Genomic DNA, 23,423 nt, shown 5'->3' with positions numbered 1-23,423 from the left:
TGACTGGAATCTGCAGTGTGGTAAAGGTCACGGCCTTAGCTACGCATTTTTGATGAGCGCGCTCTTGATAGGGCGGCCCGCGCAGGCCCAGCAAACGGTGCCGGGCGACTCGGTGCAGCGGCCCGCGGCGGCCCCATTTATTTGGGGTGCTTATGCGCAGGGTAGCTTTATTGTTAACCACACGCCGCCCGTTAGCCACCTAGTAACGTCGCACCCCACGGGTTTCGAGCTCAACGTGCAGCGCCAAACCACGGGCACCGCGCCCTGGCACAGCTGGTATAAATACCCCAAAATGGGGCTGGCGCTGGTGTACTACGACTACCATAACCCCGTGATAGGCAAGAGCTATGCGGCCTCAGTGTATCTCAGCAAGGCCATTGTGCGCACTGCTCGCCAAGATGTTAGCTTTCGCTTGGGCACAGGGTTAGCGTATTTTACTAATCCTTACGACCTGCAAACCAACCGCAAAAACACCTTTGTGAGCTCGGCACTCAATGCCACGCTGCAAATGCGCTTTGAATATGACGTAGCCCTCACGCCGCACCTGGGCTTGCTGGCGGCGCTGGCTCTCAACCACTATTCCAACGGGGGCTCGGCCAAGCCCAACTTTGGCGTGAACCTGCCCACGCTGCTGCTTGGGCTCAACTACTACCAGCGGCGCGATGTGCCTCTACCCCCCGGCCTAGTGCCTGCGCCCGCCAACCTCGGCCAAAATTTTCTCAATGCCAGCGTGAGCCTGGGCTCGAAGCAGCGCACCGGTGGCGACCCCGCGCACTACGCGGTGGCGTCGGTGACGTTGGCGGCGGGCCGGCGCGTCAATCGCAAAAGCAATTTGCTAGCTGGCGTGGAGGGCTTCTACGACCGCTCGCTGGTGGCCGTGCTGCGCGATACCGCCCGCGACCAAGGCCACCTGCCCGATGTGAAAAAGGCCAGCGTTTTTGTGGGCCACGAACTGCTGTTTGGGCGTCTGGCCTTCGTGACGCACCTCGGCGTGTACGTATACAACCCTTACAAATCTAACCCGGCTTACTACGAGCGCCTAGGCTTGAAATACCAGTTTACCGACCTGCTATTCGGCTCTATCGACCTGAAGGCGCACCGCGCCACCGCCGACGTAGTGGAGTTTAAACTGGGCCTGCGGCTAACCCAGTCGCTCGCCGCCGCGTCGGCAGGGTATTAGCGCGCCAGCGGCTTCGGGCCACTATTTGGCGGCTTCGGGGGCACTGCCGGCGGTTTCGGCAACTGTCAGTAGCTATCGTGCAAGCAGTTAGCGACCTTTCGGCTGTACTACTTCCCCTTGGCCATGGCTACGCTGCTTCTCTACCTGCGCTACCTGCATATTCTGGCAGGCTTTATTGGCTTTTTTGTCGCGCCTGTGGCTCTGGCGGTGCGTAAGGGAGGGGTAGCCCATCGGCGTTGGGGCCAAGTGTTCTTCTGGGCGATGGTAGTGGCGGGTATTACCTCGCTGCTGCTGGCCGGGTTGCAGCTGCTGTTTGTGTCGTTGCCAGCCGGCCGCTCAGTTGCCCTATTATTCTTGCTGCTTACGGGCTTGTTCAGCCTCTACCTGGCTATCTTTGGCTACCGGGCACTTTATCTCAAGCGGCTGGGCCAGGGCCAGCGGCCGACGCTGGCCGACTGGTTGTTGGCAGGGGTAGGGTTGCCGGTGTTTGGGTTTTTCGTGTTCTATGGAAGCAGCCACCAGGTAGTACCAGCTATTGTATTTGGCACCGCTGGGGTGGTGCGAGCCGGCACCCAGCTCTGGAGCTACCTCCGCAGCACACCACCAAGGCCGGGGCAGTGGCTGCGCAACCACATTTCGGGCTTTATGGGCGCTTACATCGCGGCCGTTTCGGCGTTCTCAGCTACGAGTTTGCACTTTATTCCCTGGCCCTGGAATTTTCTCTGGCCTAGCATAATAGGAGTGCCCTATATGCTGTGGGCGCAGCGGCGCTACGTTGGCGCCACTGGTACCAAAACGGAGCGGCTGGCCCCTACCGCCAGGAGCGCCGCCTAAGGTTGGGCTGCTAGCGCCACCTGCTTATTAATCTGTTTTACCAATCCCGGTCCCTCATAAATAAAGCCGGTGTAAAGCTGAATCAGGCTCGCGCCAGCCGCTAGCTTTTCCAGTGCATCGTGCGCCGAGTGAATGCCGCCCGCCCCGATAATGGGCAGCGCGCCCTGGCTGCGCTGGTGCAGGTAGCGAATAACCGCCGTGGCCCGCTCGCGCAGGGGCCGCCCGCTGAGGCCGCCCGCCCCGTAGGCCGCCACGGTGGAGGTAGGGGTACGCAGCGTTTCGGGCCGGGCGATGGTGGTGTTGGTGGCCACGAGGCCGCTTAGGCGGGTTTCGCGGGCTATTTCGAGGATGTCATCGAGCTGGGCATCGGTGAGGTCAGGCGCAATCTTGAGCAGCAGCGGACGGGGGGTAGGGCGCGCTAAGTTTCGTTCCTGCACCTGCTGCAAGAGCTTAATAAGTGGCTTCTTATCCTGTAATTCGCGCAGGCCCGGCGTGTTGGGTGAACTCACATTTACCACAAAATAATCGACCACCTCGGCCAGGGCCTCAAAGGCCGCCACGTAGTCATCGCCGGCCTGCTCGTTAGGCGTGTCCTTGTTCTTGCCAATGTTGCCGCCGATGATGAGTTGCCGGTTGTGGCGCTGGCGCAGGTGCGCCGCTACGGCCGCCGCCCCGTCATTATTAAACCCCATGCGGTTAATAAGCGCCTCATCGGCGGGCAGCCGAAACAAGCGGGGGGTAGGGTTGCCCGGCTGCGGCCGGGGCGTCACGGTTCCAATTTCGACAAAGCCGAACCCCAGCGCGGCCAGCTCATCCGTGAGGGCCGCATTCTTGTCAAACCCCGCCGCCAGGCCCACCGGGTTTGGGAACGTGAGCCCGAAAACCTCGCGGGCCAGGCTGGGGTGCTGGTAGTTATAGAAGCCACGCAGCAGCGCCGCCGTACCCGGCAAGCGGCTGGCGCGCTTCAAGTTATCAAAAACGAAGTGATGGGCGCGCTCGGCGTCGAGTTTGAATAACAGCGGCTTAACAACTTGCTTATACACCATGCGTTAATTTAGCCAGCCCAGCCTTCGCGGTCGAGCGAGCGGTATTGAATAGCTTCGGCCAAATGCTGAATCTGGATTTCTTCCGTATCTGCCAGGTCGGCAATAGTGCGAGCCACTTTCAGAATACGGTCGTAGGCGCGGGCGCTCAGACCGAGGCGCTCCATGGCCGTTTTGAGCAGCGTGCGGCCGGCGTCGCTAATCTGGCAAATATCCTTCACCATTTGCGAAGGCATCATGGCATTGGAATGAATATCAGCTTGTTCGGTAAAGCGTTTGGTTTGTACTTCGCGGGCTTTTTTCACGCGTTGCTGAATATCGTGGCTGGTTTCGGCTTTGCGCGTTTCCGTCATCTGGTCGAAGGTAACGGGTGTTACCTCCACGTGCAGGTCAATGCGGTCGAGCAGCGGGCCCGATACCTTGTTGAGGTACTTTTGCACCACGCCGGGGCCGCACACGCATTCTTTTTCGGGGTGGTTGTAATAGCCACACGGACAAGGATTCATGCTGGCAATGAGCATAAAATTGGCCGGAAAGTCGATGCTTACTTTGGCCCGCGAGATGGTGACGCGCCGCTCTTCCAGCGGCTGGCGCATCACTTCCAGCACGGTGCGCTTAAACTCGGGCAGCTCGTCCAGAAATAGCACGCCGTTGTGCGAAAGCGAAATTTCACCTGGTTGCGGGTTACCACCGCCGCCTACCAGCGCCACGTCCGAAATGGTGTGGTGCGGCGCCCGGAAAGGCCGCTGGTTTAGCAGGCCCTGACCAGTACCCAGCTTGCCCGCCACCGAATGAATCTTGGTGGTTTCCAGCGCCTCCTGCATGTTGAGGGGGGGTAGGATGGTTGGTAGGCGCTTGGCCAGCATGGTTTTGCCCGCGCCGGGCGGTCCTATCATGATAACATTATGGCCGCCAGCCGCCGCTATCTCCAGCGCCCGCTTAATGTTCTCCTGCCCCTGCACGTCGGCAAAGTCAGCAGCGTACTGGTTGGCAGTGTGCTGGAAAATCTCGCGGGTATCAATGCGCACGGGCTCAATGGTTTTCCTGCCCTCGAAGAAGTCAATGGCTTGCTGCATCGTCGTTACCGGAATGACATCCAGGTTATTGACAATGGCGGCTTCCTGTGCGTTTTCCTTAGGCAAAATAATGCCTTTAAACCCTTCCTTCCGCGCCTGAATGGCAATGGGCAGCACGCCCTTGATGGGCCGCAACATACCATCGAGCGCCAGCTCGCCCATGATGATGTAATCCCCTAAATGCTCCGTAGTAAGCTGCTGCGAGGCGTGCAAGATGCCCATCGCAATGGGCAAATCGTAGGCCGCACCTTCCTTGCGAATGTCGGCCGGGGCCATGTTCACTACCACTTTGGTGCGCGGCATGCGGTAGCCCAGCAACTTCAGCGCCGCCTCAATGCGCTGCTGGCTTTCCTTGATGGCATTGTCGGGCAGGCCCACCACGTAGAAATTCGTGCCGGCTGATACAAGTACTTCAATAGTAATAGTATAGGCATTGACACCCTGTACGGCCGAGCCGAATACTTTAGTTAACATAGACCACGGATTAACGCGGATTTTAGCGGATTTCACGGATTTTGTAGGCGGCCCATGCGGCAGCCTAGCCGATACTTAGCGGTAATATCCTATTTTATAAATTGGCTATTAAAAAATGATAATGAGGTAGTATTTTGATTGTTAGTGCTTTTTAGTTAGGCTTTCAATTAACATAATAATAATATGAATGACTTTGATATGAACCTCTTGGATGCGGTCGGCGAAGCCGAAGTGCGGTACTCGAATTTCAACGTCGCTAAGGGCCGCTAGCTGGCCGCCGTCCTTGCCGGTGAGGCTTACTACTTGCATGCCGGCAGCTTTGGCAGCGGTGGCGGCCCGCAGGATGTTGGGCGAGTTGCCGCTCGTGCTGATGGCTAGTAGCACGTCGCCGGGGCGGCCTAATGCCTCCACAAAGCGGCTAAATACGAACTCGAAGCCGAAGTCATTGGCCACGCAGGTCATGTGCGAGGCTTCGGTGAGAGCAATAGCCGCCAATGCGGGACGGTCTTGGCGGTAGCGACCTGATAATTCTTCGGCAAAATGCTGAGCATCGCAAAGGCTGCCGCCATTGCCGCAGGTCAAAATTTTGCCGCTATTGTTGAGGCTGCCAGCGAATACCTCGGCGGCTTGGGCAATGCGGGCCAGGTTGGTTTCATCGGCCAGAAAGCGGTCGAGAACGGTGCGGGCTTCGGTGAGCTCGGCCAGAATGAGGCCAGGCAAAAGGGTGGGGGTAGGAGCTTCAGACACAGCTAAATCGGGCACAAACAAAAACTAAAAAGAGGGCGGCGTGGCCGGGGGGCCCTCGGGCTGGCGCTGCTCGCGGGCGGCTGCCTCGGCGGCCGTGGGGTAGGCTACGGCCGGGCCCGTTGGTGTAGCCGTGGGCGTGCCCAAGGGGGTAGGGGCCACCCGCTGATGCGTGTCGTAGAGCGTAGCTTTCAGTTCGTTGATCTTGCCGTCTTGCTTGCTCACGGTGCGCCGCAGCACGCTGCTGTCGATGTTTTCGACGATTAGCTGTAAGGCCATCACAATCACGCCAATAAAAGCCAACACGTAGAAGAAATTGCGCTCGTTTTCGGTGGGCGAAGTGCCCGAACCTAAATCGGCGACGGTAGTGCGTACGGCTGGTAGCAGCAAAAACAGGAGCGCTAGCAGCAAGTAGACCATCACGGCCACGGTAACGACGCGTTTGAGGGCTAGCATAGGGGTAGGGAAATGGGTTGGGGCAGGAAAGATATATAGAACGACGGGCTACTTCGGCACGCACAGGGCCCGACTACAGCGGGCGTACGGCTCCGGCTGAGCTACTTTTAAACCAGCGCGGCATTGGTTTGGAGTTGGCTCAGGCGTTGGTAGAGGCCACCGTCGCGGCGCAGTAGCTCGTCGTGGGTACCGCGCTCCACAATGCGGCCGTGCTGGAGCACAATTATCTCGTCGGCGTGGCGCACGGTGCTCAGGCGGTGCGCAATAACGAGCGACGTACGCGAGGCCATGAGGCGCGTTAGGGCTTCCTGCACCAGCTTTTCGCTCTCCGTATCGAGGGCCGACGTAGCCTCGTCGAGAATCAGAATGGGCGGATTGCGCAAAATGGCGCGGGCAATGCTCAGGCGCTGGCGCTGGCCGCCCGAAAGGCGTCCGCCGCGGTCGCCAATCACAGTTTGGTAGCCGTCGGCCGACTGCATGATGAAGTCGTGGGCGTTGGCCGTTTTAGCGGCTTCAATGACCTCCGCTTCCGTGGCCTCGGTGTTGAATTTGATGTTGTTATAAATCGTATCGTTAAACAGGATGCTCTCCTGAGTAACAATGCCCATCTGGGCGCGCACCGAGTGCAAGGTGCAAGCGCGCACGTCGTGGCCATCAATTAGCAGCTGGCCCGCCGAGGGGTCGTAGAAGCGGGGTATCAAGTCGGCCAGCGTGCTTTTGCCGCCGCCGCTGGGGCCTACGAGCGCTACGGTTTGCCCCTTTTTGACGGTCAGGTTGAGGTCGAAAAGCACGGCCGAATCGCCGTAGCTGAAGCTCACATCGCGCAGTTCAATCTGGTGCTCGAAGGGGGGTAGGGCTTCCGCATTGGGCCGGTCCTGGATGGTGGGCTCAGTATCAATCACGCGCAGCACGCGCTCGCCGGCCACTAGGCCGCGCTGAATATTGCTGAACGCGCCCGATAGCGCCTTGGCCGGTACCAAAATCTGTGAAAACAGAATGATGTAGGTGATAAACGTAGACGCGCCCAACTCGGCCTGGCCGCTCAGCACCAGCGAACCGCCGTAGTACAGCAGCCCCGCCACCACCGCTACCCCCGCAAATTCGGAGAAGGGCGAGGCTAGGTCGCGGGTGTTATCAATCGTTTGGGTAATACGGGCGTACTCGTCGTTTTGCGCCCGAAATTTGCCGAGAATGTACGCTTGCGCATTAAAGCCTTTGATGACTCGGATGCTCCCCAGCGTTTCATCAATCACCGACAGCATCGAGCCCAACGTGCTCTGGCTCAGAGCGGCTTGGCGGCGCAGGCGCTTGGCCACGCTGGCAATAATGCCACCCGAAAGCGGCAGTAGAATTAGCGTAAAAATCGTGAGCTTGGCCGACATCGTGAACAGAATCACGAAAAAGCCGATGATGGTCAGCGGCTCCTTAAACACGGCCGTGAGCGTGTTGACCACCGAAATTTCGACCTCGTGCACGTCGTTGGTGAGGCGCGACATCAGGTCGCCCTTGCGCTCGTTAGAGAAGTAGCCCAGTTCCAGGTCGATGATGCGGTCGTAGAGGGCGCCGCGCAGGTTTTGCACTACACGGGCCCGCACTTTGGTGAGCAGTTTCTGGCCTAAGTAGCGAAATACGTTGCTGAAAAACACCGATACAATGATGACGCCGCACACGTAGGCCAGGGCGCCCTGCTTGCCCTTGGCGGCCATCATTTGGCTGAAGTAGAAGTTGAAAACTTCCTCTATGTACTTGATGGTCAGTGAAAAATGCGGCAGCGTAGTCGGCGCCGCGGCCGTGTGTGCATCGGTAGTGCCAAACAGCACATTCAGCAGCGGAATAACTAGCGTGAAATTGGCAATACCGAAGAAGATGCCCAGCGTTGCGTACACGATGTACAGCGGCACGAAGTCGCCGTAGGGCCGGGCAAAACGCAGCAGGCGGAGGTAGGTTTTCATAGAACAGCCGAAGACGAGCAGTTAAGGACGACGGAAGGTGGCCGTTACTTCAATAAGCCCCCGGATATGGTGGTTAAACTCGGCTAGCTGCTCGGCTGGCACCCACAACTCGTTGTGTTGGGCATCGCCTACGTTTTGTATCGCGAATTGCGCTAAGTACTCGTTGTCAACTGCAAAGCGCACGACATAGCCCACGCCGTAGTAAGGTACATTCCAATCGCGACTGATTTGGATGGCGTACTCCTCATTTAGCACGGGGTAGAAAATAGGCTGCTCAGGGAGCCGAGGCGGAAAATCGTGGTAGCCGCTGGCAGCAATCAGGTCGAGCTCAGCCTGATTGACTGGCCGATATAAAAAGGTGGTTTCGGGCATGACTTAAAATTCGTGCAAGCGCTGGGCGATGTTCCAGCGCAGGGCCAGCGAGGCGTATACCTCGTTGCCACTCACGGCGCCGTAGTAGGTAGGCTGGTCGAGGGTCTGGTGGCGGGCAATGAGGGTAGCATCCAAAAACAAGTTCAGGCGCGGCTGGTACGAGGCTGTGAAGTCGGCGTGGAAGAGGCGGTTTTTGTCGCCACTGCCCACGCGGTAGCCATACTCTACCATCTGGCCCGTAGCGTCGAGAGGGCGGGTGTTATACGAGAGCAGTACGTTGCTGCCACTGTAGTTATTCGTGCCATTAGGCGTCTGCGCATCAACCCCTTGCACGGTGTAAAAACCTTTGGCCACCAGGTTGAGGCGGGGTAGGGGCTGGTAGCTAACCACGGCTAGTACCTCCGTGAGGTTGGCACCCATGGGGTGCGCCAGCGGCTGCTGATAGTGCTGGTAGCTGGTGTAAATGTTCTCGTGCTCGTAGGTGAAAGGGCGGATGTAGTTGAACTCCAGCTGCAAGTCGAGGTTGCGCACGCCGGCCACGTCGAGCAGCTTGCCGCCGAGCTGCACGGCCTGCTTGTTGGCCCACCAGCCATTGCCGGCCAGGATTTCCTTTATCTTAAACTCGTCGAGCACCAACTGGCCATAGAGCTGGCCGCGGTGCTGAATGTTCCACTTAAAATCGAGGCCCAGCAACGCATTATCGGCCGAGCCCACCTGCTGCTCGATGGCGCGGTAAAAAATAACGGGGTTCAAGTACTGAATTTCGAGCCCGCGGCCCGGTCCGCCCGACACTTCCGACTCAAACACGCCAATGTTGAAGTTATTGGTCACGTCGAAGCTCAGGTGGTGCAGCGCCAGGTACTTTTTCGGGTACACCTGGTCGGCGTTTTCGCGCTGGGCCGTAAGCTCGGCGAAGATATTCTGGTAGTTAAATTTCCAGACGCGGGTATTGAATTTAAGGAAGAAATACGGCGCGCTGTAGTCCGACAAAATCAGCGAGCGGTAGCCGTTGCCGATAAAATTGCGGTCGTGGGCAAACTGAATATTGATGTGCTTGGTGGCCGCAAACGTGATGCCGCCGCGCGCTGTGAAGAAATCGTAGGCCGTACCGCTGGTCTTAAACGGCTTGGTGTAGCCCTCGTGCGGTGCCACGGGCGCGCCGGATAGGTTGTCGCGCGTCATGCGCTGCTGCACCCAGCCGGGCACTGCCTCCTGGTTGTCGGCAAAGAAGCCGTAGAAGCCCAGGCGCTGGTCAATCAGCCCCTCGAAGCTCGCGCCGCGCGTGTTCACGTAGCGCAGACCGCTGAGGCTGCCCTCGCCGCTGTCCTTACCCCCCTGCAACAGCAGCACGGGGTTGAGGCGAAAGACAAAGTCCTTGGTTTCGACGTGGTAAAGGTCGGTTTGGTCGCGGTAGAAATACGTCAGAAACGGCCGCTGGCTCGCATTAAGGCTGTCGCCGGTGGCCGAAAACATCCAGCTGTCCTTCAGCAAGTACTGCGCATTGAAGCGGTCGGCCCGCGAAAGCGAACCCTGACTGTACAGCAAGCTGTCGCCGCCCAGCAGGCGCTCGCCGAGGTGGGCGGCCGCAGCGCGGGTGTAGGGCCGGGCGCTGGTGTGCGGGTCTTGCAGCGAATCGGGCCCGTACTTGATGGCGTAGCGGTCGATGAGCCGGTACGTATTCGGGTCGAGCGGCACGTAGAGCGCGCCCTGGTACTGGTAGCTGCGTGCCTCACGCCGGCTGCGGGGGGTAGGGAGCGCCGGCGTTGCTGGTGAGGCGGGCGGGCTAGCTGGCGCAGCCACCGGCGCGGGCGCAGCCGGCGCACTCGTTTCGGCCGATTTTACTTCCCGTATTTCCTTGAGCTGTTTTTTCTCCTCCTTAGTTTTTTCTTCGGGCAGCGGCTGGTTGAAAATGTACCAGTTAGCCGAGCCGGGCTGGGGCGGTGTGGCGGGTGGGGTAGGTGTTTGGGCCGACACCCGGCCGGCCAGCAGCAGCAAAGAAGGAAGTAGGTAGTATTTCATCAAACTTAAAAACTACCCGAACGGGGGCAGGCTCTACAAAATTACATCGGCGGCCGCCGTGCCGGCCGCCGGCCCGACCTTTGGGCCCGGCCCGCTGCCTGGGCCACCCCGCCTGCCGTGTTGCGTTTCCTCTCTTTTACTCACCTCGACCTTGCCCGCTGGGATGCCTGCGTGGCCGCCAGTCCCGGCGCGCCGCCCTACGCCCACGCCTGGTGGCTGCAAGCCACGGCCGGCCGCTGGGGCGCCGTAGTGGAGCTGGGCCCTGGGGGCGAGTACCGCTCGCTGCTGCCGCTGCCGCTGAAGTGGCGGCCACAAGGCTGGGTAGGCTACCAGCCGCTATTTGCGCAGCAACTGGGCCTGATGCTAACGGCCGCCAGCCAACATAAAAACTTGGCCAACTACTTGGCGGTGGTCGAAAAGAAATGCACTAGCTTCTACCAGCAGCTGGCCCCGAGTGTCGAGCTGCCGGCCCTACCCCCCGGTTTTGTGGCCACCGAGCGCCTTACCTACCACCTCGGCTTGGGCCCCGACTACGCCGCCCTGCACCAAGGCTACGCCGCCGACTACCGCCGCCGCCTGCGCAAAAACCAGGAATTGCCCTACCCCCTGCAAGTAACTGAAGGGGCCGACGTAGAAGCCGTAATTCAACTTTTTCTGGCGTACCGTGGGCCGGTGCACACCGGCTTGCAGCCGCGCCACTACGCACCGTTGCGCCGCCTGGCTGCTGCCGCCCAGGCCCGTGGCGTAGCCGAGCTGCACCAGGTGCGCCACTCGGCCAGTGGCGAGCTGCTGGCGGGGGCGCTGTTTGTGCGCCACGCGGGAGGGCTGATATACTTGTTTGCGGCGGCTTCGGCGGCGGGGCGGGCGGCGGGTGCGCCGCTGCTGCTGGTAGATGCCGCAGTGCGGCGCCACGCCGGCCAGCCCGGCCAGGTGCTCGACTTTGAGGGGGGTAGCCTGCCTGCCATTGGGCGTTTCTTCGCGAACTTCGGGGCGCGGCCTGTGCCTTACCCTGCCCTGAATTTCACTCGAAAACCCTGGTTTACACAATGGATGCGTCCCTAAACTCGCCCGAACCCTTCACGGCTACTGCGTCGCAGCCCACCGAGCGCCTGCACATTGTGTGCGCCGAGCCCAGCATTGCGAATCATTTTTTGGCTGAGCTGCGCGACGTGGAAATTCAGCAAGACAGCCTACGTTTTCGCGTAAATCTTCAGCGTTTAGGCGAAATTATTGCCACCCGCATCAGCACCCAGCTTAGCTATACGCCGCAGGTGGTGCGCACGCCGCTAGGCGAGGCGCCCAGCCAGCTGCTGCGCGATTTTCCGGTGCTGGCCACCGTGCTGCGGGCCGGGCTGCCTTTCCACCAGGGTTTTTTAAATTATTTTGACCAGTCGCCGAGCGCTTTTGCGGCGGCCTACCGCATCGAGGGTACGGCCCAAGTGCAGGTGCAGCTCGACTACCTCACCGCTCCGCGCCTCGACGAGCGCGTGCTCATCCTGGCCGACCCCATGCTGGCCACCGGCAAGAGCCTGGTGCAAACCTACCGGGCCATGCTGCGCTTCGGCACCCCGCGCCAAGTGCACATTGCGGCCGTCATTGCCTCGCCCGAGGGGGTAGCCTACGTGATGCGCGAAATTCCGGAAGCCACGCTCTGGATTGCCGCCGTCGATGAAAAGCTCAACGAGCACGCCTACATTGTGCCCGGCCTAGGCGATGCCGGCGACCTGGCTTTTGGCAGTAAATTGTAGCTGCTCAAGTTCGGCACGGTAGTGGCCTGCCTGCTATTTTAGCTTGAGCAGGCCAGCATACGCGGCGGGGGTAGGGAACTAGCTTCGCCGGAAGCGGGTATTTTTGCCGAGTAGGGCCGGGCGTTTCCGGTAGTCATTACCTCAACCATTTCTAGTGCTTCACCCAGTCGCCAAGTGCGCTTCGGTTTTTCTGCTCAGTACCGTCAAGTTTCTGGGCGGCCCGCTAGCTGGTAGCAGCATGGGCATGGGCTTCTGGCCCACGCTGCTGCTCACAGTGGCGGGCATGATGACGAGCGTATTCGTGTTTTCGGGCGTGGGGCGGGCCTGGGTGCGCCACCGCCAGCAGCAGCGCCGGCTGCGGCGGGCGCCGGTATTCTCGAAGCGCTCGCGCAACATTATCAAGGTGTTTCGCCGGTTTGGGATGGGCGGCATCGCGTTTCTGACGCCCGTGCTGCTCTCGCCCATCGGCGGCACCGTCATTGCCACGCTGCTGGGCGTGCCGCGCCAGCGCATTTTGCTGCACATGCTCTGGAGTGCCGTGCTGTGGGGCGGCGTACTCACGCTGGCCAGTTCGCGTATTGGGCATTTTCTGCACCATTAGGGGGCACTAGCGCCGTACATTAAATAAATCAAGTAGGAAATGCCTTTTCTAACGCATGGGCGTATAAGCAGAAGCCGATTTTGGTTTCCGCTTATACGCCTTTTTTGCATATGGATAATACTACTGCTACTGACACTAATAACTCGCTAACGGAAGAGCTTCTGGGCTTTGTGCCGCCTACCCTGGGGCAGCGGCTGGGGGTAGAATTTTTGGGTACTTTTTGGCTGGTGCTGGGCGGCTGCGGCAGTGCAGTGCTGGCGGCGGCTTTTCCGCACGTGGGCATTGGGTTGCTGGGCGTGTCGCTGGCGTTTGGCCTCACGGTGCTGAGCATGGCATTTGCATTCGGCCACATTTCGGGCGGGCACTTCAACCCCGCCGTGACGGTGGGCTTGTGGCTGGCCGGGCGCCAGGGGCCGCGCTACGTGCTGCCCTACATCGGGGCCCAGGTGGTGGGCGGCATTGTGGGAGCGGGCGTGCTCTACGTCATTGCCAGTGGCAACCCCGCCTACAGCTTAGCCACCAACGGCTTGGCGGCCAATGGCTATGGCGCCGGCTCGCCCGGCAACTTCAGCCTCACGGCGGCGCTTGTTACGGAAGTTATCATGACGATGCTCTTCCTCTTTATCATCCTGGGCGCTACCGACCGCCGGGCGGCCAAGGGCTTTGGGCCGCTGGCTATTGGCCTGGCGCTCACGCTTATCCACCTCATTAGCATTCCGGTTACCAATACGTCCGTTAACCCTGCGCGCTCTACTGGGCCGGCGCTGTTTGTGGGTGGCTTGGCGCTGGGGCAGCTGTGGCTGTTTTGGGTGGCGCCGCTGGTGGGTGCCGCGCTAGCAGGCTTCAGTTACCGCTTCCTCACCGGGGCCGAAGGCCTTGAGCCGGTGGCTGCCCAAGGCCAGCGCATCTCGCAGGCGACTACCTCCATCGGCGACGTCACATCGAGCCGCCCACTACCTGAGCTGTAGGCCTTGCTCCCCAAGGCGGGGGTAGGCCGGGTGCCAGGCGAAAGCCAGCGCCCTTCGTTCTAGAAAAGTATGCAGCAGCTAGCTCTTAGCCGCCACTTGGTGTAGCTAAGGGCTAGCTGCTGCATTTTTGCGTTGCAATGGCCGTTTCTCGTAAAAATATACTCGAAGGCTCGCTGCTGGCCGCCTTCGTGGTGGTGATGGCTACTGATGCGCGCCCCGTAGTGCTCAGCACCATTCAGCGCGGGCTGCTGCGCACCGGCCTGTGGCGGCCGCACTTGCCTACGCGCCCCGCCGCCCTACCCCCCATTGCGGCGGGCAGGGCCGCCTACCTGCACCCACTGGCGCTGTACACGCTGGGCGGGCAGCTGACTAACCTCAGCCGCTACCGCGGCAAAGTCGTGCTTGTGAACCTGTGGGCCAGCTGGTGCCCGCCCTGCCTGGCCGAAATGCCGGGCTTGCAGGCGCTCTACCAAAAAACCGACACGGCGAAAGTGGCCTTCGTGTTGATTTCGCTGGATGAAAACCCTAGCCGGGCACGGGCCCTGCTCAAACGGCGGAGCTACACGCTGCCGGTGTTCTTCCCAGCGGCGCCGTTGCCGGCGCCGTTCGATTCGCCGAGTATCCCGTCTACCGTCATCCTTGCGCCCGATGGCCAGCTAGCCGACCGCCACGACGGCATGGCCGACTACGACACGCCCGAGTTCAGAGCCGCGCTCGAAAAACTAGCCGACGACTAAAATTCCCAGCCCAGCCATTTCTGGAAGCCGGCGCGTTGCGCGTCGTCGGCTTCGGCCAGTTTTTCTACCGTGTAGCGCGGCCCAAACCCTACCCCCGGCTGGGCCACTAAGTCTACCACTACCAGCCGGTTTTGGCGAAATACGGCTACCTCGTAGTGCGGGGCCTCGGTGCTGAGCAGGCTCTGCAAGTTCATATCGACGCGGCGGCCGTTGATGGCCAGTACTTCGTCGTCAGCTGTGAAAACGGCCGCAGCCGGCGAGTTAGGCCAGATGTAGGTAATCTCGGTGCGCTCGTTTTTCACCACCGTGCGAAAGCCAAAAATTCCTTCCGAAGCCGACACGTTTTCGTGCGCCACCAGCTGGCAGCCCACCGTATGCAAGGCCTTATCGAGCGGCTCTTGCAAGGGAGCCGTGCCGTTGATGAATTTGTTGAAATAGACTTGCATCTTGCGCCCAGCCACCTCGGTCACCACGCGGGCGTAGTCCTCATCGGTGTAGCCGCGGCCGGTTTTGCCAAACTCCTCATACAGCTGCCGCAGCACGTCGTCGAGGCTGCGCGTGTGGCCGTGCAGCTGCCGGATGGTAAGGTCGAGCAGCAGCGCCGCCAGGGCGCCCTTGTGGTACACCGACACCTTGCGGTCGGGCACGCCGGGCTTGTAGCCGTCGAGCCACAAATCCATGCTGGCATCGGCCAATGACAGGTTCTGGCCGCCCGCATCGTCGTAGTGCTTGCGCAGCACCAGGTTCAGCTCCTCAAAGTATTGGGCCGGGGTGCGCACGTGGCTGCGGGCCAATAAATACTCGCCGTAGTACGTCGTAATACCTTCGGCGATGTAGCAGGTACGGAAGTAGTTTTCACGGGCATAGTCATAAGGCTGCATCTCGGCCGGCCGAATCGCCTTGATGTTCCACGTGTGAAACAGCTCGTGGCAGCTCACGCCCAGCAGCTCCTTGTAGAGCGCCTCGTGCATCAGCAGTTCGGCTGGCCCTAGCACAACCACCGTCGAGTTGTGGTGCTCTACCCCGTGGTAGTGCTTGTAGGGCAAAAACTGGTTCAGAAAATGGTAATCCGCCACTGGTAAGCCGCCAAACAGCGCTAGCTGCTCTTCCGAAAATGCCTTAAAATCAGCCAGCAACCGCGGCCAATTCACCAGTGCCTCCTCGCCCTGCGCCCACACATGGAAGGGCACGCCGCCCGCCTCGTACTGCTCGTGCTGAATAGTGGGGCTAGCAATGAGCGGCGCATCGGCCAGCTGGTCAAAATTGGCCGCTTGCAGCACGTTGGGCGCCAGCTGCGGCAGGCCGCAGGCCAGCCGCCAATTAGGGGGTAGGGCCAGCGCGAGCTGGCAGGGCGCATCCTGCTGCCCCTCGGCGTACATGAGGGCCTGCACGGGGTTCAAGTACAGCTGCGTTTCATCGAGCCACGAGCCGCCGGCATCCATCTGGTGGGCATAAAAATTATAGCGCACGCGCACGCTGCGGCCCGCCGCGCCGGCCACCTCCCAGCGGTCCTTGGTGGTTTTGCGGTAGGGTAGGGGTTCGTCCGTTTCGGCATCGCTAACCTCGACGTGCTGAATCTTCTGAGCGAAGTTTTGCAGCTCGTAGCGTCCTGGCCGCCAAGCAGGCAGCTGCAAGCCCAGCGGCGCGGTAGCCTCGGCTGGTACCTCCACCATCAGTTGTATTTGTAAGTAAAACGTCAGTGGGTTCTCAAACGAAACGTGGTAATAAGTCATAGGTCGGCGCGAAAACGAGAGGTAGGGCTGGGCCTTTTAGTACGAGGCAAGTGCAAAAATCAGCCAGCTTTTGGCCATTTACGGAGCCGTTGGCTCATCGTCGCGGCTAATGTTTTCAGCTACTTGCGTTTTTTAAGGGAAATTCGTACCTTTGCCGGCCCAACTCGCAATTTGATTCGTCATGAAACGTACCTACCAACCTTCACAGCGCAAGCGTCGCAACAAGCACGGCTTCCGCAACCGTATGGAAACTGCCAACGGCCGCAACGTGCTCGCCCGTCGCCGTGCCAAAGGCCGCAAGCGCCTCACCGTATCCGACGAAGGCCGTCACAAGCGCTAGCCAGCAGGCTCTTAGCGATTACTCGCCCGGAGCCAGCATAAAGTAGAAGAATGGATAACCCCAGTACGTCTGGCACCCCTCCGCTCGGAGGCGACGCCGGGGGTAGGGGTGCCTCGGCCGCGCCAATTGGCCGCCGCCACACCTTCCCGAAAGAGGAACACCTGTGCCGCAAAAAGCTCATCGAGCAGCTTTTTAGCAAGCAGGGTTCCTCTTTTGGCGTTTACCCCCTCCGCCTAACTTGGCTAGCCGCCCCAGCTCTCGGCCCTACCCCCCCGCAGGTGCTGGTGAGCGTACCCAAGCGCACATTTAAGCGCGCCGTCGACCGCAACCGGCTCAAGCGCCTGCTGCGCGAGGCTTACCGCCTCAATAAGCACCTCCTTACGGAGGCCGAAAATGGTCATCCGGTGGCGCTATTGGGTATTTTATACACCGGCAAAGAAAAAAGTAAGCTGCCGCTGATAGAAAAAAAATTAATTTCCGGGTTGAATCGTTTGCTGGCCGAAGCTACCGTGCAACCCACGGCGTAGTTTCGCTTATCTTCACATTAGTAACCGCTTCATTTTTCTGACGCGGCATGAGGATTGCCCTATGCGTAATCGGCTTGTGCAGAAGCCAATTACGCATTTACCATTCTTCTTTCTGCATTACCCAGCCGATGACTACCCGCAAAAAAATTCTCACCACGTTGGCCCTCGGTACCTTAGGCCTGGTTAGTTTTCGGGCCGCCTCCGACAACGAGCGGTACTTCGAAATCGCCAAAAACCTCGACATTTTTGCCACCTTATTTAAGGAGGTGAACACATATTACGTGGATGAGATAACGCCTGGCAAGCTGGTGAAAACCGGCATCGACGGCATGTTGAAGTCGCTGGACCCCTACACCAACTACATCCCCGAGGATGATATCGAGGATTTCCGCACCCTCACTACCGGGCAGTACGGCGGCATCGGGGCCGTAGTGGTGAAGCGCAACGGTAAAACGGTGGTGCAGAGCGCTTACGAAGGCTACCCAGCTCAGAAAGCCGGCCTGCTGCCCGGCGATGAGATTCTAACTATCAACAACATCAACCTCGAAAAGAAGAGCAACGCCGACATCAGCAAGCTGCTAAAAGGCCAAGCCAACTCGCAGGTGAAGCTTATCGTGACGCGCTACGGCCAAGACAAGCCAGTGGAAGTAGCCATCACCCGCGATAAAATTCAGGTTGACAACGTGCCTTACTACGGCATGCTCACGGGTGACATCGGCTATTTTCAGCTTTCGAGCTTTACCGTCGATGCTGGCCGCGAGGTGCGCAACGCGGTGATTAAGCTGAAGGAAAAAGGCGCTAAGAAACTGGTTTTCGACATTCGCGATAACCCAGGCGGGTTGCTGAACGAAGCTGTTAATATTTCCAACCTGTTCGTAGACAAAGGGTTGGATGTGGTCAGTACCAAGGGCAAGGTAACCGAGTGGAATAAGACCTATAAGGCGCTCGACCTACCCCTAGATACGCAGATGCCCATTGCCATCATCACCTCCAATCGCTCGGCCTCGGCTTCCGAAATTGTGTCGGGCGTACTGCAAGACTACGACCGGGCCGTATTGGTAGGTGAGCGCACCTTTGGCAAAGGCCTAGTGCAGGCTACCCGCCCCCTGAGCTACAACTCGCAACTCAAGGTGACGACCGCGAAGTACTACATTCCTAGTGGCCGCTGCATTCAGGAAATCGATTATTCGCACCGTGGCGAAGATGGTGCCCTCACTAAGTTTCCCGATTCGCTGCGCACGGCCTTCAAAACGCAGGCCGGTCGCGTAGTGTACGATGGCGGCGGTGTAGCCCCCGATATCGACGTGCAGGACCGCGAAATCGCGGACATTACCCGCGTACTTATCCAAAAAAGCTACCTGTTCGACTACGCTACGCGCTACCGGGCCGAGCACGCAACCATTGCGCCGGCCCGCGACTTTAAGCTTTCGGATGCTGATTACCAGAAGTTTGTGACCTACCTACAAGGTAAAACTATCACGTATAGCACCGATGCCGAGCGCTCGCTAACCGACCTCACCAAAAAGGTGCGCGAAGACAAGCATTATGACGACGTGAAGCTGGAGCTAGACGCTATCAAGCGCAAAGTAGCCGCCAACAAAACCAATGACTTGCAGCGCTTTAAACCCGAAATACGGGAACTGCTGCAAGAAGAAATTGCCTCGCGCTACTACTACGAGAAGGGCCGCACCGAAGCTGGCTTTGGCAATGACCCCAATATCCAGGCGGCCATCGCTGTGCTGAATGACCCTAATCGGTACGCGGCGCTGCTGAAGCCAGGGGGTAGGGCGGCCAGTGCTACTAAGTCGGCAGGAACGAAATAAAAAAAGAGGCGTCTATTATGACGCCTCTTTTTTTATTTCCTTAGTAATAAGTGCCTTCCACTAAATAGCCCTGCACATAATCGCGAATGCCCTCTTCGAGCGACGCAAACGGTCGGTCGTAGCCGATGCTGCGCAACTTGTGCATGTCGGCCTCGGTGAAGTACTGGTAAGTATCGCGGATGTCCTCGGGCGTGTCGCGGAAGCGAATGTCAGCTGGTTGGCCCATTGCCGCGAAGGTATTGAGAGCCAAGTCCATAAAAGTGCGGGCCTGGCCGGTGCCGAGGTTGTAGAGGCCGGAGTGCGTGCGGTGGTTGAGCAGGAAATAGCACACTTCTACCACGTCCTTCACGTAAACGAAATCGCGCATTTGGCCGCCGTCAACGTACTCCGGGTTGTGCGAGCGGAATAGCTGCATGCTGCCGTTTTCCTTAATTTGCCGGAAGGCGTGCAGGATGACGGACGCCATGCGGCCCTTGTGGTACTCGTTGGGACCGTAGACGTTGAAAAACTTCAGCCCGGCCCAGAAGTAGGGCTTTTCAGGCTGCGCCAGCGCCCACTGGTCAAAGTCGTTTTTGGAGTCGCCGTAGGGATTGAGCGGCCGCAGTTGGTAGGGGAGGGCGTCGTCCTGGTCGGAATAGCCGAGGCGGCCATCGCCGTAGGTGGCGCCGCTGCTGGCATACACCAGCGGCAGCTGGTAGCGCACGCATGCCTGCCACATCTGCTTGCTATAGTTGAGGTTAAGCAAGTCGAAGATAGCGGGGTCTTGCTCGGTTGTATCGGTGCGGGCCCCAAGGTGAAAAATGAATTCTACCTGCTCGTGATGGGCGTCGAGCCAGTCGAAAAACGCTTCGCGGTCCACGTATTCGCGCAGCTTTTTACCCCGGATATTGGGAAGCTTTTTTTCGACGGCGAAATTGTCAACCACCACGATGTCGTTGAAATTGGCAGCGTTGAGGCGAGATACTAAGCAGCTGGCGATGAAGCCGGCGGCACCGGTTACGACTATCATATTAAGAAGAATTTGGCCCTAAAGGTAGCGCTGCTACCCGTGCCCCAAGCCGCCGACTACCTTTGCAGCTATGCGCTTTTCGCTTCTTCTACCCGGGCTGCTGGCCGGCTTGCTGGCTTGCCAGCCCCAAAGCAAGCCGGCTGCTACCCCCGCCACCGTAGTCGTGCACGACGACTTGGGCCGCACCCTTACCCTGCTGGCTCACCCGCGCCGCGTCGTGTCGCTGGCTCCTAGCCTGACGGAAATACTGTATGCCGTGGCCGATACAGCCACTATTATCGCCCGTACGCAGGCCGACGACTACCCCGCGGCGGTGCTGCGCAAGCCAGTGGTGAACTCCTACCCCCTCGATTTGGAGCGGCTCGTGGCGCTGCATCCCGACGTGGTATTTACGGTGGAGGGCCTTACCCCCCTCGATGCGGCCGAGCGCCTGCGGCAACTAGGTATTCCGGTGTATTACCAGAAGTACCGCCGCGTGGCCGATGTGCTACGCGGCATCAATGATGTGGGCCGCCTGCTGGGGCGTTCGGCGCAAGCGCACCGCCTCACCGATTCGCTGCAACAGCAACTCCAACTACTAGTTAGCCCCATAAAAACTACGGGTAAACCGCTGGCTGTGTTAGCGCTGGCTTCGGCCGACCCCATCTACGTCTATGGCCAAAACACGCTGTTTACGGACGAAATAAGGCTGGCGGGCGGGCAAAATGCGGTGCGCGATACTTTCCCGCAGCCCTTCCCAGCCCTGACGCGGGAATACGTACTCAAGCTTAACCCGGAGGTGCTGCTAGGCGGCCGCTTTGGCAAAATGGACAGCACATTTTTCAAGAACAACCCCGAGTTGCGCCGCACCAGTGCCTACCAGCGCCGCCGCGTGTATGCCACCACGCCCAACCTGCTGCAACGCCCCAGCCCCCGCATAGTGGAGGCCGTGCGCGAACTGCAAAAAGTGCTGAAAAACAACTAGCCCCGATGGTTAAGCACTACCCTGGCCGGTGGCTGCTCGCGGGCAGCTTGCTCACGTTGCTGCTGCTGGGCCTGGGGCTGCGGGTAGGCTCCTATGCAACCGACTACGCTTTTATTTGGAAAACCCTGCGCCACTACGACGCCACCGACCCGGCGCAGCTAGCCTTAATAGAATTGCGGCTGCCGCGGCTGCTTTTGGCTTGGTTGGCGGGCGCCTCGCTGGCGCTAAGTGGCTACCTGCTGCAAAACTTAGTTAATAATCCGCTGGCCGACCCTTACCTGCTAGGCACGGCATCGGGCGCCTCGCTAGGAGCTATTGTGGCGTATATTTTTTTTCCGGCGCTCACGCTCGGTGGGCTGTACTTGCCGCCGCTGGCCGCCCTGGCGGGTGGGCTAGGCGCCACATTGCTGGTGGTGGCTATTGGCTCGCGGCGGGGGCGGCTGCAAGCGGCCCCGCTGCTGCTAGGGGGGGTAGCCGTGGGGGCGCTGGCGGCGGCCGTGGGTTCCCTCATAACCTTTTTGGCGGCCGACCAGGATAGCCTGCGGACAGTGGTATTTTGGGCCTTCGGGTCGTTTGAGCGCGCAGGTTGGGCCGTGCTGCCTTACCCCACCGGCATTTTAGCAGTGAGTTTGGGCCTGCTGGTTTTTCTGCAAAAAGACCTTAATCTGCTGCTGTTGGGCGAGGAGCGAGCCCAGGCGCTGGGCCTGCCTGTGGTGCGCCTGCGCTGGCTGATGCTGGCTTTGGTGTCGGCCCTCACGGGGGGGGTAGTGGCTTTGTGCGGGCCAGTGGGCTTTGTAGGGCTGGTGGTGCCGCACCTCACGCGGGGGCTGCTCGGTGCTACTGGGCGGCTCAATCTGGCTTTTTGCGCGGTGCTGGGCGGCGGCTTTTTGCTGGCCTGCGACTTGCTGGCCCGCCTGCTGCACCCGCCGGCCGGGCTACCGGTGGGCCTGGTGACGGCCCTGCTGGGGGTACCCTTTTTTGTATATTTGTTAAAAAAAGCTGTTAGCTGATAGCGGTTAGCCAGTGGCTACTGTTTACTAAAGGAAACGCTATCCGCTAACAGCCACCCGCTAACCGCTTCCTAAAATGCTATATGTCAGCCGCCGCGAGCACTTCAATGCCGCCCACAAGCTCTACAACCCGGCCTGGAGCCCCGAGCGCAACGCGGAAGTGTTTGGGCCTTGCGCCAACGAAAACTGGCACGGCCACAATTACGAAATGATTGTGACGGTGAAGGGCCAGCCCGACCCCGACACCGGCTTTGTAGTTGACCTCAAAGCACTCAGCGACCTTATTCGCACGCATATCACCGACCAGGTAGACCACAAAAATCTTAACCTCGACGTGCCTTTTTTGAAGGGCCAATTGGCGAGTACTGAAAACCTAGCCGTGGCTTTCTGGCAGATTCTGACGCGTGAACTGCCTGCCATTACGCCCGCTCAGCTGCATTGCATCAAAATCTACGAAACACCCCGCAACGCGGTGGAATACTTCGGCTAGCGCCGAAATTATGAGTTGTGAAGTACGAATTACAAGCTAATTATCCTTGGTGAATAGCTTGATTTTCAACCAGTAATTCATGATTCATACCTCATAATTAAAAAGCATGAAGTACTACCTTATTGCCGGTGAGCGCTCCGGCGACACGCACGCTGCCCACCTGCTGCACGAGCTAAAAGAACAGGATGCTGCTGCTGATTTTCGCTACTGGGGCGGCGACCTCATGCAGGCCGAAGGGGGGCACCTGGTGCGCCACTACCGCGAGCTAGCCGTGATGGGTTTTTGGGAAGCGGCTACCAGCTTGCTCAAGTTTCGCGCTTACCTCAAGGAGTGCCAGCGTGATATTCTGGCATACCAGCCCGATGTACTGATTTTGGTAGACTACGGTGGGTTCAACCTACGCATGGCTCAATTTGCCAAGGCGCAGGGCATTAAGGTGTTCTATTACATCTCGCCCAAAATATGGGCTTGGAACCAGAGCCGGGGCGAAAAGATAAAGGCCTACGTCGACCGCATGTTCGTGATTCTGCCTTTTGAGGAAGAATTCTACCAACGTTTTGAATATAAGGTCGATTACATCGGCAATCCGACAGTGGATGAGGTGGCGGATTTTACGCCTACCCCCGACTTTATGACCCAGCACGGGCTCGACCCCGACCGGAAAATTATTGCGGTGCTGCCTGGCTCGCGCAAACAGGAAATCGAGGAAATGCTGCACGAAATGCTGGCTGTATTGCCCGCCTTTCAAGACTATCAATTTGTGGTAGCGGGGGTGAGTAACCTCGACCGTACTTATTACCAACATTTTGAGCGAAACGGCATTAAGCTGGTAATGAACCAGGCGTACGACTTGCTTAGCCGGGCCAGTGCAGCCCTCGTAACCAGCGGTACGGCTACCCTCGAAACGGCGCTTTTCAATGTGCCGCAGGTAGTGTGCTATCGCACGAGCAGCCTCACGTATTTGGTGGGCAAGGCTGTGATTAAAGTGCCCTATATCTCGCTGGTCAACCTTATTGTGGGGCGCGAGGTGGTGGCCGAGTTTATTCAAAATGGCTTTACGGCCCGCAACCTGCTCGACGAGTTAAAGCGCCTGCTCACCGACGAAGGCTACGTCGCTCGCCAAAAAGCCGGCTACGCCGAACTGCGCCAGAAGCTAGGCCAGCACCGCGCCTCGCGCCAGGCGGCGGCGCTGATGGTGAAATACTTGCAGCAAAAATAAGTTGGTGCAGTCGCTGAAGGCCTATTATTTAGCTGCTTACTATTGAACAATTTGGCTAGCTGATTGGTCAACGATAAGACGTGTCTTAAAGCGTCTTGTTAGTT

The 23,423-nt window shown here is 59.2% G+C and carries 23 protein-coding genes; 14 read left to right on the top strand and 9 right to left on the bottom strand.

The annotated features are described in order from the left end of the window. Window positions 1–52 precede the first annotated feature (52 nt). Both GO988_RS16235 and GO988_RS16230 read left to right on the top strand, forming a co-directional pair. Complete coding sequence (locus GO988_RS16235; protein ID WP_198172831.1) at window positions 53–1,180, top strand: acyloxyacyl hydrolase; 1,128 nt, start codon at window positions 53–55, stop codon at window positions 1,178–1,180. A 123-nt stretch (window positions 1,181–1,303) separates the two neighbouring features. Next, window positions 1,304–2,014, top strand: coding sequence for a DUF2306 domain-containing protein (locus tag GO988_RS16230; protein ID WP_157567448.1), 711 nt, complete (start codon window positions 1,304–1,306; stop codon window positions 2,012–2,014). Here GO988_RS16230 and GO988_RS16225 read toward each other — a convergent pair. The 7 genes from GO988_RS16225 to GO988_RS16195 all read right to left on the bottom strand — a co-directional run bounded on the left by GO988_RS16225 (window position 2,011) and on the right by GO988_RS16195 (window position 10,150). Beyond that, complete coding sequence (locus GO988_RS16225; protein WP_317164922.1) at window positions 2,011–3,057, bottom strand: quinone-dependent dihydroorotate dehydrogenase; 1,047 nt, start codon at window positions 3,055–3,057, stop codon at window positions 2,011–2,013. The two genes, GO988_RS16230 and GO988_RS16225, sit on opposite strands and share 4 nt — an antisense overlap. Before the next feature lie 11 nt (window positions 3,058–3,068). Next, window positions 3,069–4,607 (bottom strand): YifB family Mg chelatase-like AAA ATPase, encoded by a 1,539-nt coding sequence (locus GO988_RS16220; RefSeq protein WP_157567444.1) that lies wholly within the window; start codon window positions 4,605–4,607, stop codon window positions 3,069–3,071. 141 nt (window positions 4,608–4,748) lie between these two features. Next, a complete protein-coding gene (gene lpcA / locus GO988_RS16215; protein WP_394351227.1) occupies window positions 4,749–5,369 on the bottom strand; it encodes a D-sedoheptulose 7-phosphate isomerase in 621 nt (206 codons plus the stop codon). 9 nt (window positions 5,370–5,378) lie between these two features. Further along, on the bottom strand, window positions 5,379–5,807 hold the full coding sequence (locus GO988_RS16210; RefSeq protein WP_157567442.1) for a hypothetical protein: 429 nt from the start codon (window positions 5,805–5,807) through the stop codon (window positions 5,379–5,381). Between the two features lie 107 nt (window positions 5,808–5,914). After that, window positions 5,915–7,759 carry an ABC transporter ATP-binding protein gene (locus GO988_RS16205; protein WP_157567440.1) on the bottom strand — a complete coding sequence of 615 codons (1,845 nt, stop codon included), beginning with the start codon at window positions 7,757–7,759 and terminating at the stop codon, window positions 5,915–5,917. A gap of 21 nt (window positions 7,760–7,780) precedes the next feature. Continuing rightward, complete coding sequence (locus GO988_RS16200) at window positions 7,781–8,131, bottom strand: hypothetical protein (RefSeq protein ID WP_157567438.1); 351 nt, start codon at window positions 8,129–8,131, stop codon at window positions 7,781–7,783. Between the two features lie 3 nt (window positions 8,132–8,134). After that, window positions 8,135–10,150 carry a capsule assembly Wzi family protein gene (locus GO988_RS16195; RefSeq protein ID WP_157567436.1) on the bottom strand — a complete coding sequence of 672 codons (2,016 nt, stop codon included), beginning with the start codon at window positions 10,148–10,150 and terminating at the stop codon, window positions 8,135–8,137. Window positions 10,151–10,267: 117 nt separating this feature from the next. On the opposite strand from GO988_RS16195, the gene GO988_RS16190 reads away from it, so the two are divergent. The 5 genes from GO988_RS16190 (at window position 10,268) to GO988_RS16170 (ending at window position 14,204) form a co-directional block, all read left to right on the top strand. Next, entirely contained in the window at window positions 10,268–11,212 is a 945-nt protein-coding gene (locus tag GO988_RS16190) for a GNAT family N-acetyltransferase (RefSeq protein WP_157567433.1), read from the top strand. Continuing rightward, a complete protein-coding gene (gene upp / locus GO988_RS16185) occupies window positions 11,197–11,898 on the top strand; it encodes a uracil phosphoribosyltransferase (RefSeq protein WP_157567430.1) in 702 nt (233 codons plus the stop codon). The genes GO988_RS16190 and upp overlap by 16 nt, the downstream gene beginning before the upstream one ends. A gap of 154 nt (window positions 11,899–12,052) precedes the next feature. After that, window positions 12,053–12,499: a hypothetical protein gene (locus GO988_RS16180; protein ID WP_317164893.1), complete on the top strand. Its 447-nt coding sequence runs from the start codon at window positions 12,053–12,055 to the stop codon at window positions 12,497–12,499. A 110-nt stretch (window positions 12,500–12,609) separates the two neighbouring features. Continuing rightward, the gene (gene aqpZ / locus GO988_RS16175; protein WP_157567428.1) at window positions 12,610–13,467 is read left to right on the top strand and encodes an aquaporin Z; all 858 of its coding nucleotides are present in this window, start codon (window positions 12,610–12,612) and stop codon (window positions 13,465–13,467) included. A 137-nt stretch (window positions 13,468–13,604) separates the two neighbouring features. Continuing rightward, window positions 13,605–14,204 carry a TlpA family protein disulfide reductase gene (locus GO988_RS16170; protein ID WP_198172829.1) on the top strand — a complete coding sequence of 200 codons (600 nt, stop codon included), beginning with the start codon at window positions 13,605–13,607 and terminating at the stop codon, window positions 14,202–14,204. On the opposite strand, the gene GO988_RS16165 is transcribed toward GO988_RS16170, so the two are convergent. Further along, window positions 14,201–15,937 (bottom strand): M61 family metallopeptidase, encoded by a 1,737-nt coding sequence (locus tag GO988_RS16165; RefSeq protein WP_157567426.1) that lies wholly within the window; start codon window positions 15,935–15,937, stop codon window positions 14,201–14,203. The genes GO988_RS16170 and GO988_RS16165 overlap by 4 nt on opposite strands. A 181-nt stretch (window positions 15,938–16,118) precedes the next feature. Here GO988_RS16165 and rpmH point away from each other — a divergent pair, with 181 nt between their 5' ends. The 3 genes from rpmH (at window position 16,119) to GO988_RS16150 (ending at window position 18,627) form a co-directional block, all read left to right on the top strand. Then, window positions 16,119–16,277 (top strand): 50S ribosomal protein L34, encoded by a 159-nt coding sequence (rpmH, locus tag GO988_RS16160; protein WP_068337113.1) that lies wholly within the window; start codon window positions 16,119–16,121, stop codon window positions 16,275–16,277. 50 nt (window positions 16,278–16,327) lie between these two features. Further along, window positions 16,328–16,804 (top strand): ribonuclease P protein component, encoded by a 477-nt coding sequence (locus GO988_RS16155; RefSeq protein WP_157567424.1) that lies wholly within the window; start codon window positions 16,328–16,330, stop codon window positions 16,802–16,804. 128 nt (window positions 16,805–16,932) lie between these two features. Then, entirely contained in the window at window positions 16,933–18,627 is a 1,695-nt protein-coding gene (locus tag GO988_RS16150; RefSeq protein ID WP_157567422.1) for a S41 family peptidase, read from the top strand. Window positions 18,628–18,667: 40 nt separating this feature from the next. Here GO988_RS16150 and rfaD read toward each other — a convergent pair whose 3' ends face one another. Next, entirely contained in the window at window positions 18,668–19,636 is a 969-nt protein-coding gene (gene rfaD / locus GO988_RS16145; RefSeq protein WP_157567420.1) for an ADP-glyceromanno-heptose 6-epimerase, read from the bottom strand. A 70-nt stretch (window positions 19,637–19,706) separates the two neighbouring features. On the opposite strand from rfaD, the gene GO988_RS16140 reads away from it, so the two are divergent. The 4 genes from GO988_RS16140 to lpxB all read left to right on the top strand — a co-directional run bounded on the left by GO988_RS16140 (window position 19,707) and on the right by lpxB (window position 23,319). After that, complete coding sequence (locus tag GO988_RS16140) at window positions 19,707–20,600, top strand: ABC transporter substrate-binding protein (RefSeq protein ID WP_157567417.1); 894 nt, start codon at window positions 19,707–19,709, stop codon at window positions 20,598–20,600. A gap of 5 nt (window positions 20,601–20,605) precedes the next feature. Next, the gene (locus GO988_RS16135) at window positions 20,606–21,610 is read left to right on the top strand and encodes a FecCD family ABC transporter permease (RefSeq protein WP_157567415.1); all 1,005 of its coding nucleotides are present in this window, start codon (window positions 20,606–20,608) and stop codon (window positions 21,608–21,610) included. A gap of 76 nt (window positions 21,611–21,686) precedes the next feature. After that, on the top strand, window positions 21,687–22,100 hold the full coding sequence (locus GO988_RS16130; RefSeq protein ID WP_157567413.1) for a 6-pyruvoyl trahydropterin synthase family protein: 414 nt from the start codon (window positions 21,687–21,689) through the stop codon (window positions 22,098–22,100). A gap of 106 nt (window positions 22,101–22,206) precedes the next feature. Continuing rightward, the gene (gene lpxB / locus GO988_RS16125; RefSeq protein WP_157567411.1) at window positions 22,207–23,319 is read left to right on the top strand and encodes a lipid-A-disaccharide synthase; all 1,113 of its coding nucleotides are present in this window, start codon (window positions 22,207–22,209) and stop codon (window positions 23,317–23,319) included. The last annotated feature ends 104 nt before the right edge of the window (window positions 23,320–23,423 follow it).

The organism is Hymenobacter ginkgonis, assembly GCF_009755225.1.
Lineage (GTDB): Bacteria > Bacteroidota > Bacteroidia > Cytophagales > Hymenobacteraceae > Hymenobacter > Hymenobacter ginkgonis.
Note: the sequence above shows the minus strand (reverse complement) of the source record. Positions and strands in the feature narration are given on the sequence as shown.

What these genes read in the sequence shown, in the direction of transcription:
- aqpZ (WP_157567428.1), top strand. Translation starts at nt 12,610, where the DNA reads ATGGATAATACTACTGCTACTGACACTAATAACTCGCTAACGGAAGAG.
- lpxB (WP_157567411.1), top strand. Translation starts at nt 22,207, where the DNA reads ATGAAGTACTACCTTATTGCCGGTGAGCGCTCCGGCGACACGCACGCT.
- GO988_RS16220 (WP_157567444.1), bottom strand. Translation starts at nt 4,607, where the DNA reads ATGTTAACTAAAGTATTCGGCTCGGCCGTACAGGGTGTCAATGCCTAT.
- rfaD (WP_157567420.1), bottom strand. Translation starts at nt 19,636, where the DNA reads ATGATAGTCGTAACCGGTGCCGCCGGCTTCATCGCCAGCTGCTTAGTA.
- GO988_RS16210 (WP_157567442.1), bottom strand. Translation starts at nt 5,807, where the DNA reads ATGCTAGCCCTCAAACGCGTCGTTACCGTGGCCGTGATGGTCTACTTG.
- GO988_RS16130 (WP_157567413.1), top strand. Translation starts at nt 21,687, where the DNA reads ATGCTATATGTCAGCCGCCGCGAGCACTTCAATGCCGCCCACAAGCTC.
- GO988_RS16170 (WP_198172829.1), top strand. Translation starts at nt 13,605, where the DNA reads ATGGCCGTTTCTCGTAAAAATATACTCGAAGGCTCGCTGCTGGCCGCC.
- GO988_RS16150 (WP_157567422.1), top strand. Translation starts at nt 16,933, where the DNA reads ATGACTACCCGCAAAAAAATTCTCACCACGTTGGCCCTCGGTACCTTA.
- GO988_RS16235 (WP_198172831.1), top strand. Translation starts at nt 53, where the DNA reads ATGAGCGCGCTCTTGATAGGGCGGCCCGCGCAGGCCCAGCAAACGGTG.
- upp (WP_157567430.1), top strand. Translation starts at nt 11,197, where the DNA reads ATGGATGCGTCCCTAAACTCGCCCGAACCCTTCACGGCTACTGCGTCG.
- GO988_RS16155 (WP_157567424.1), top strand. Translation starts at nt 16,328, where the DNA reads ATGGATAACCCCAGTACGTCTGGCACCCCTCCGCTCGGAGGCGACGCC.
- GO988_RS16205 (WP_157567440.1), bottom strand. Translation starts at nt 7,759, where the DNA reads ATGAAAACCTACCTCCGCCTGCTGCGTTTTGCCCGGCCCTACGGCGAC.
- GO988_RS16135 (WP_157567415.1), top strand. Translation starts at nt 20,606, where the DNA reads ATGGTTAAGCACTACCCTGGCCGGTGGCTGCTCGCGGGCAGCTTGCTC.
- rpmH (WP_068337113.1), top strand. Translation starts at nt 16,119, where the DNA reads ATGAAACGTACCTACCAACCTTCACAGCGCAAGCGTCGCAACAAGCAC.
- GO988_RS16195 (WP_157567436.1), bottom strand. Translation starts at nt 10,150, where the DNA reads ATGAAATACTACCTACTTCCTTCTTTGCTGCTGCTGGCCGGCCGGGTG.
- GO988_RS16140 (WP_157567417.1), top strand. Translation starts at nt 19,707, where the DNA reads ATGCGCTTTTCGCTTCTTCTACCCGGGCTGCTGGCCGGCTTGCTGGCT.
- GO988_RS16165 (WP_157567426.1), bottom strand. Translation starts at nt 15,937, where the DNA reads ATGACTTATTACCACGTTTCGTTTGAGAACCCACTGACGTTTTACTTA.
- GO988_RS16230 (WP_157567448.1), top strand. Translation starts at nt 1,304, where the DNA reads ATGGCTACGCTGCTTCTCTACCTGCGCTACCTGCATATTCTGGCAGGC.
- GO988_RS16200 (WP_157567438.1), bottom strand. Translation starts at nt 8,131, where the DNA reads ATGCCCGAAACCACCTTTTTATATCGGCCAGTCAATCAGGCTGAGCTC.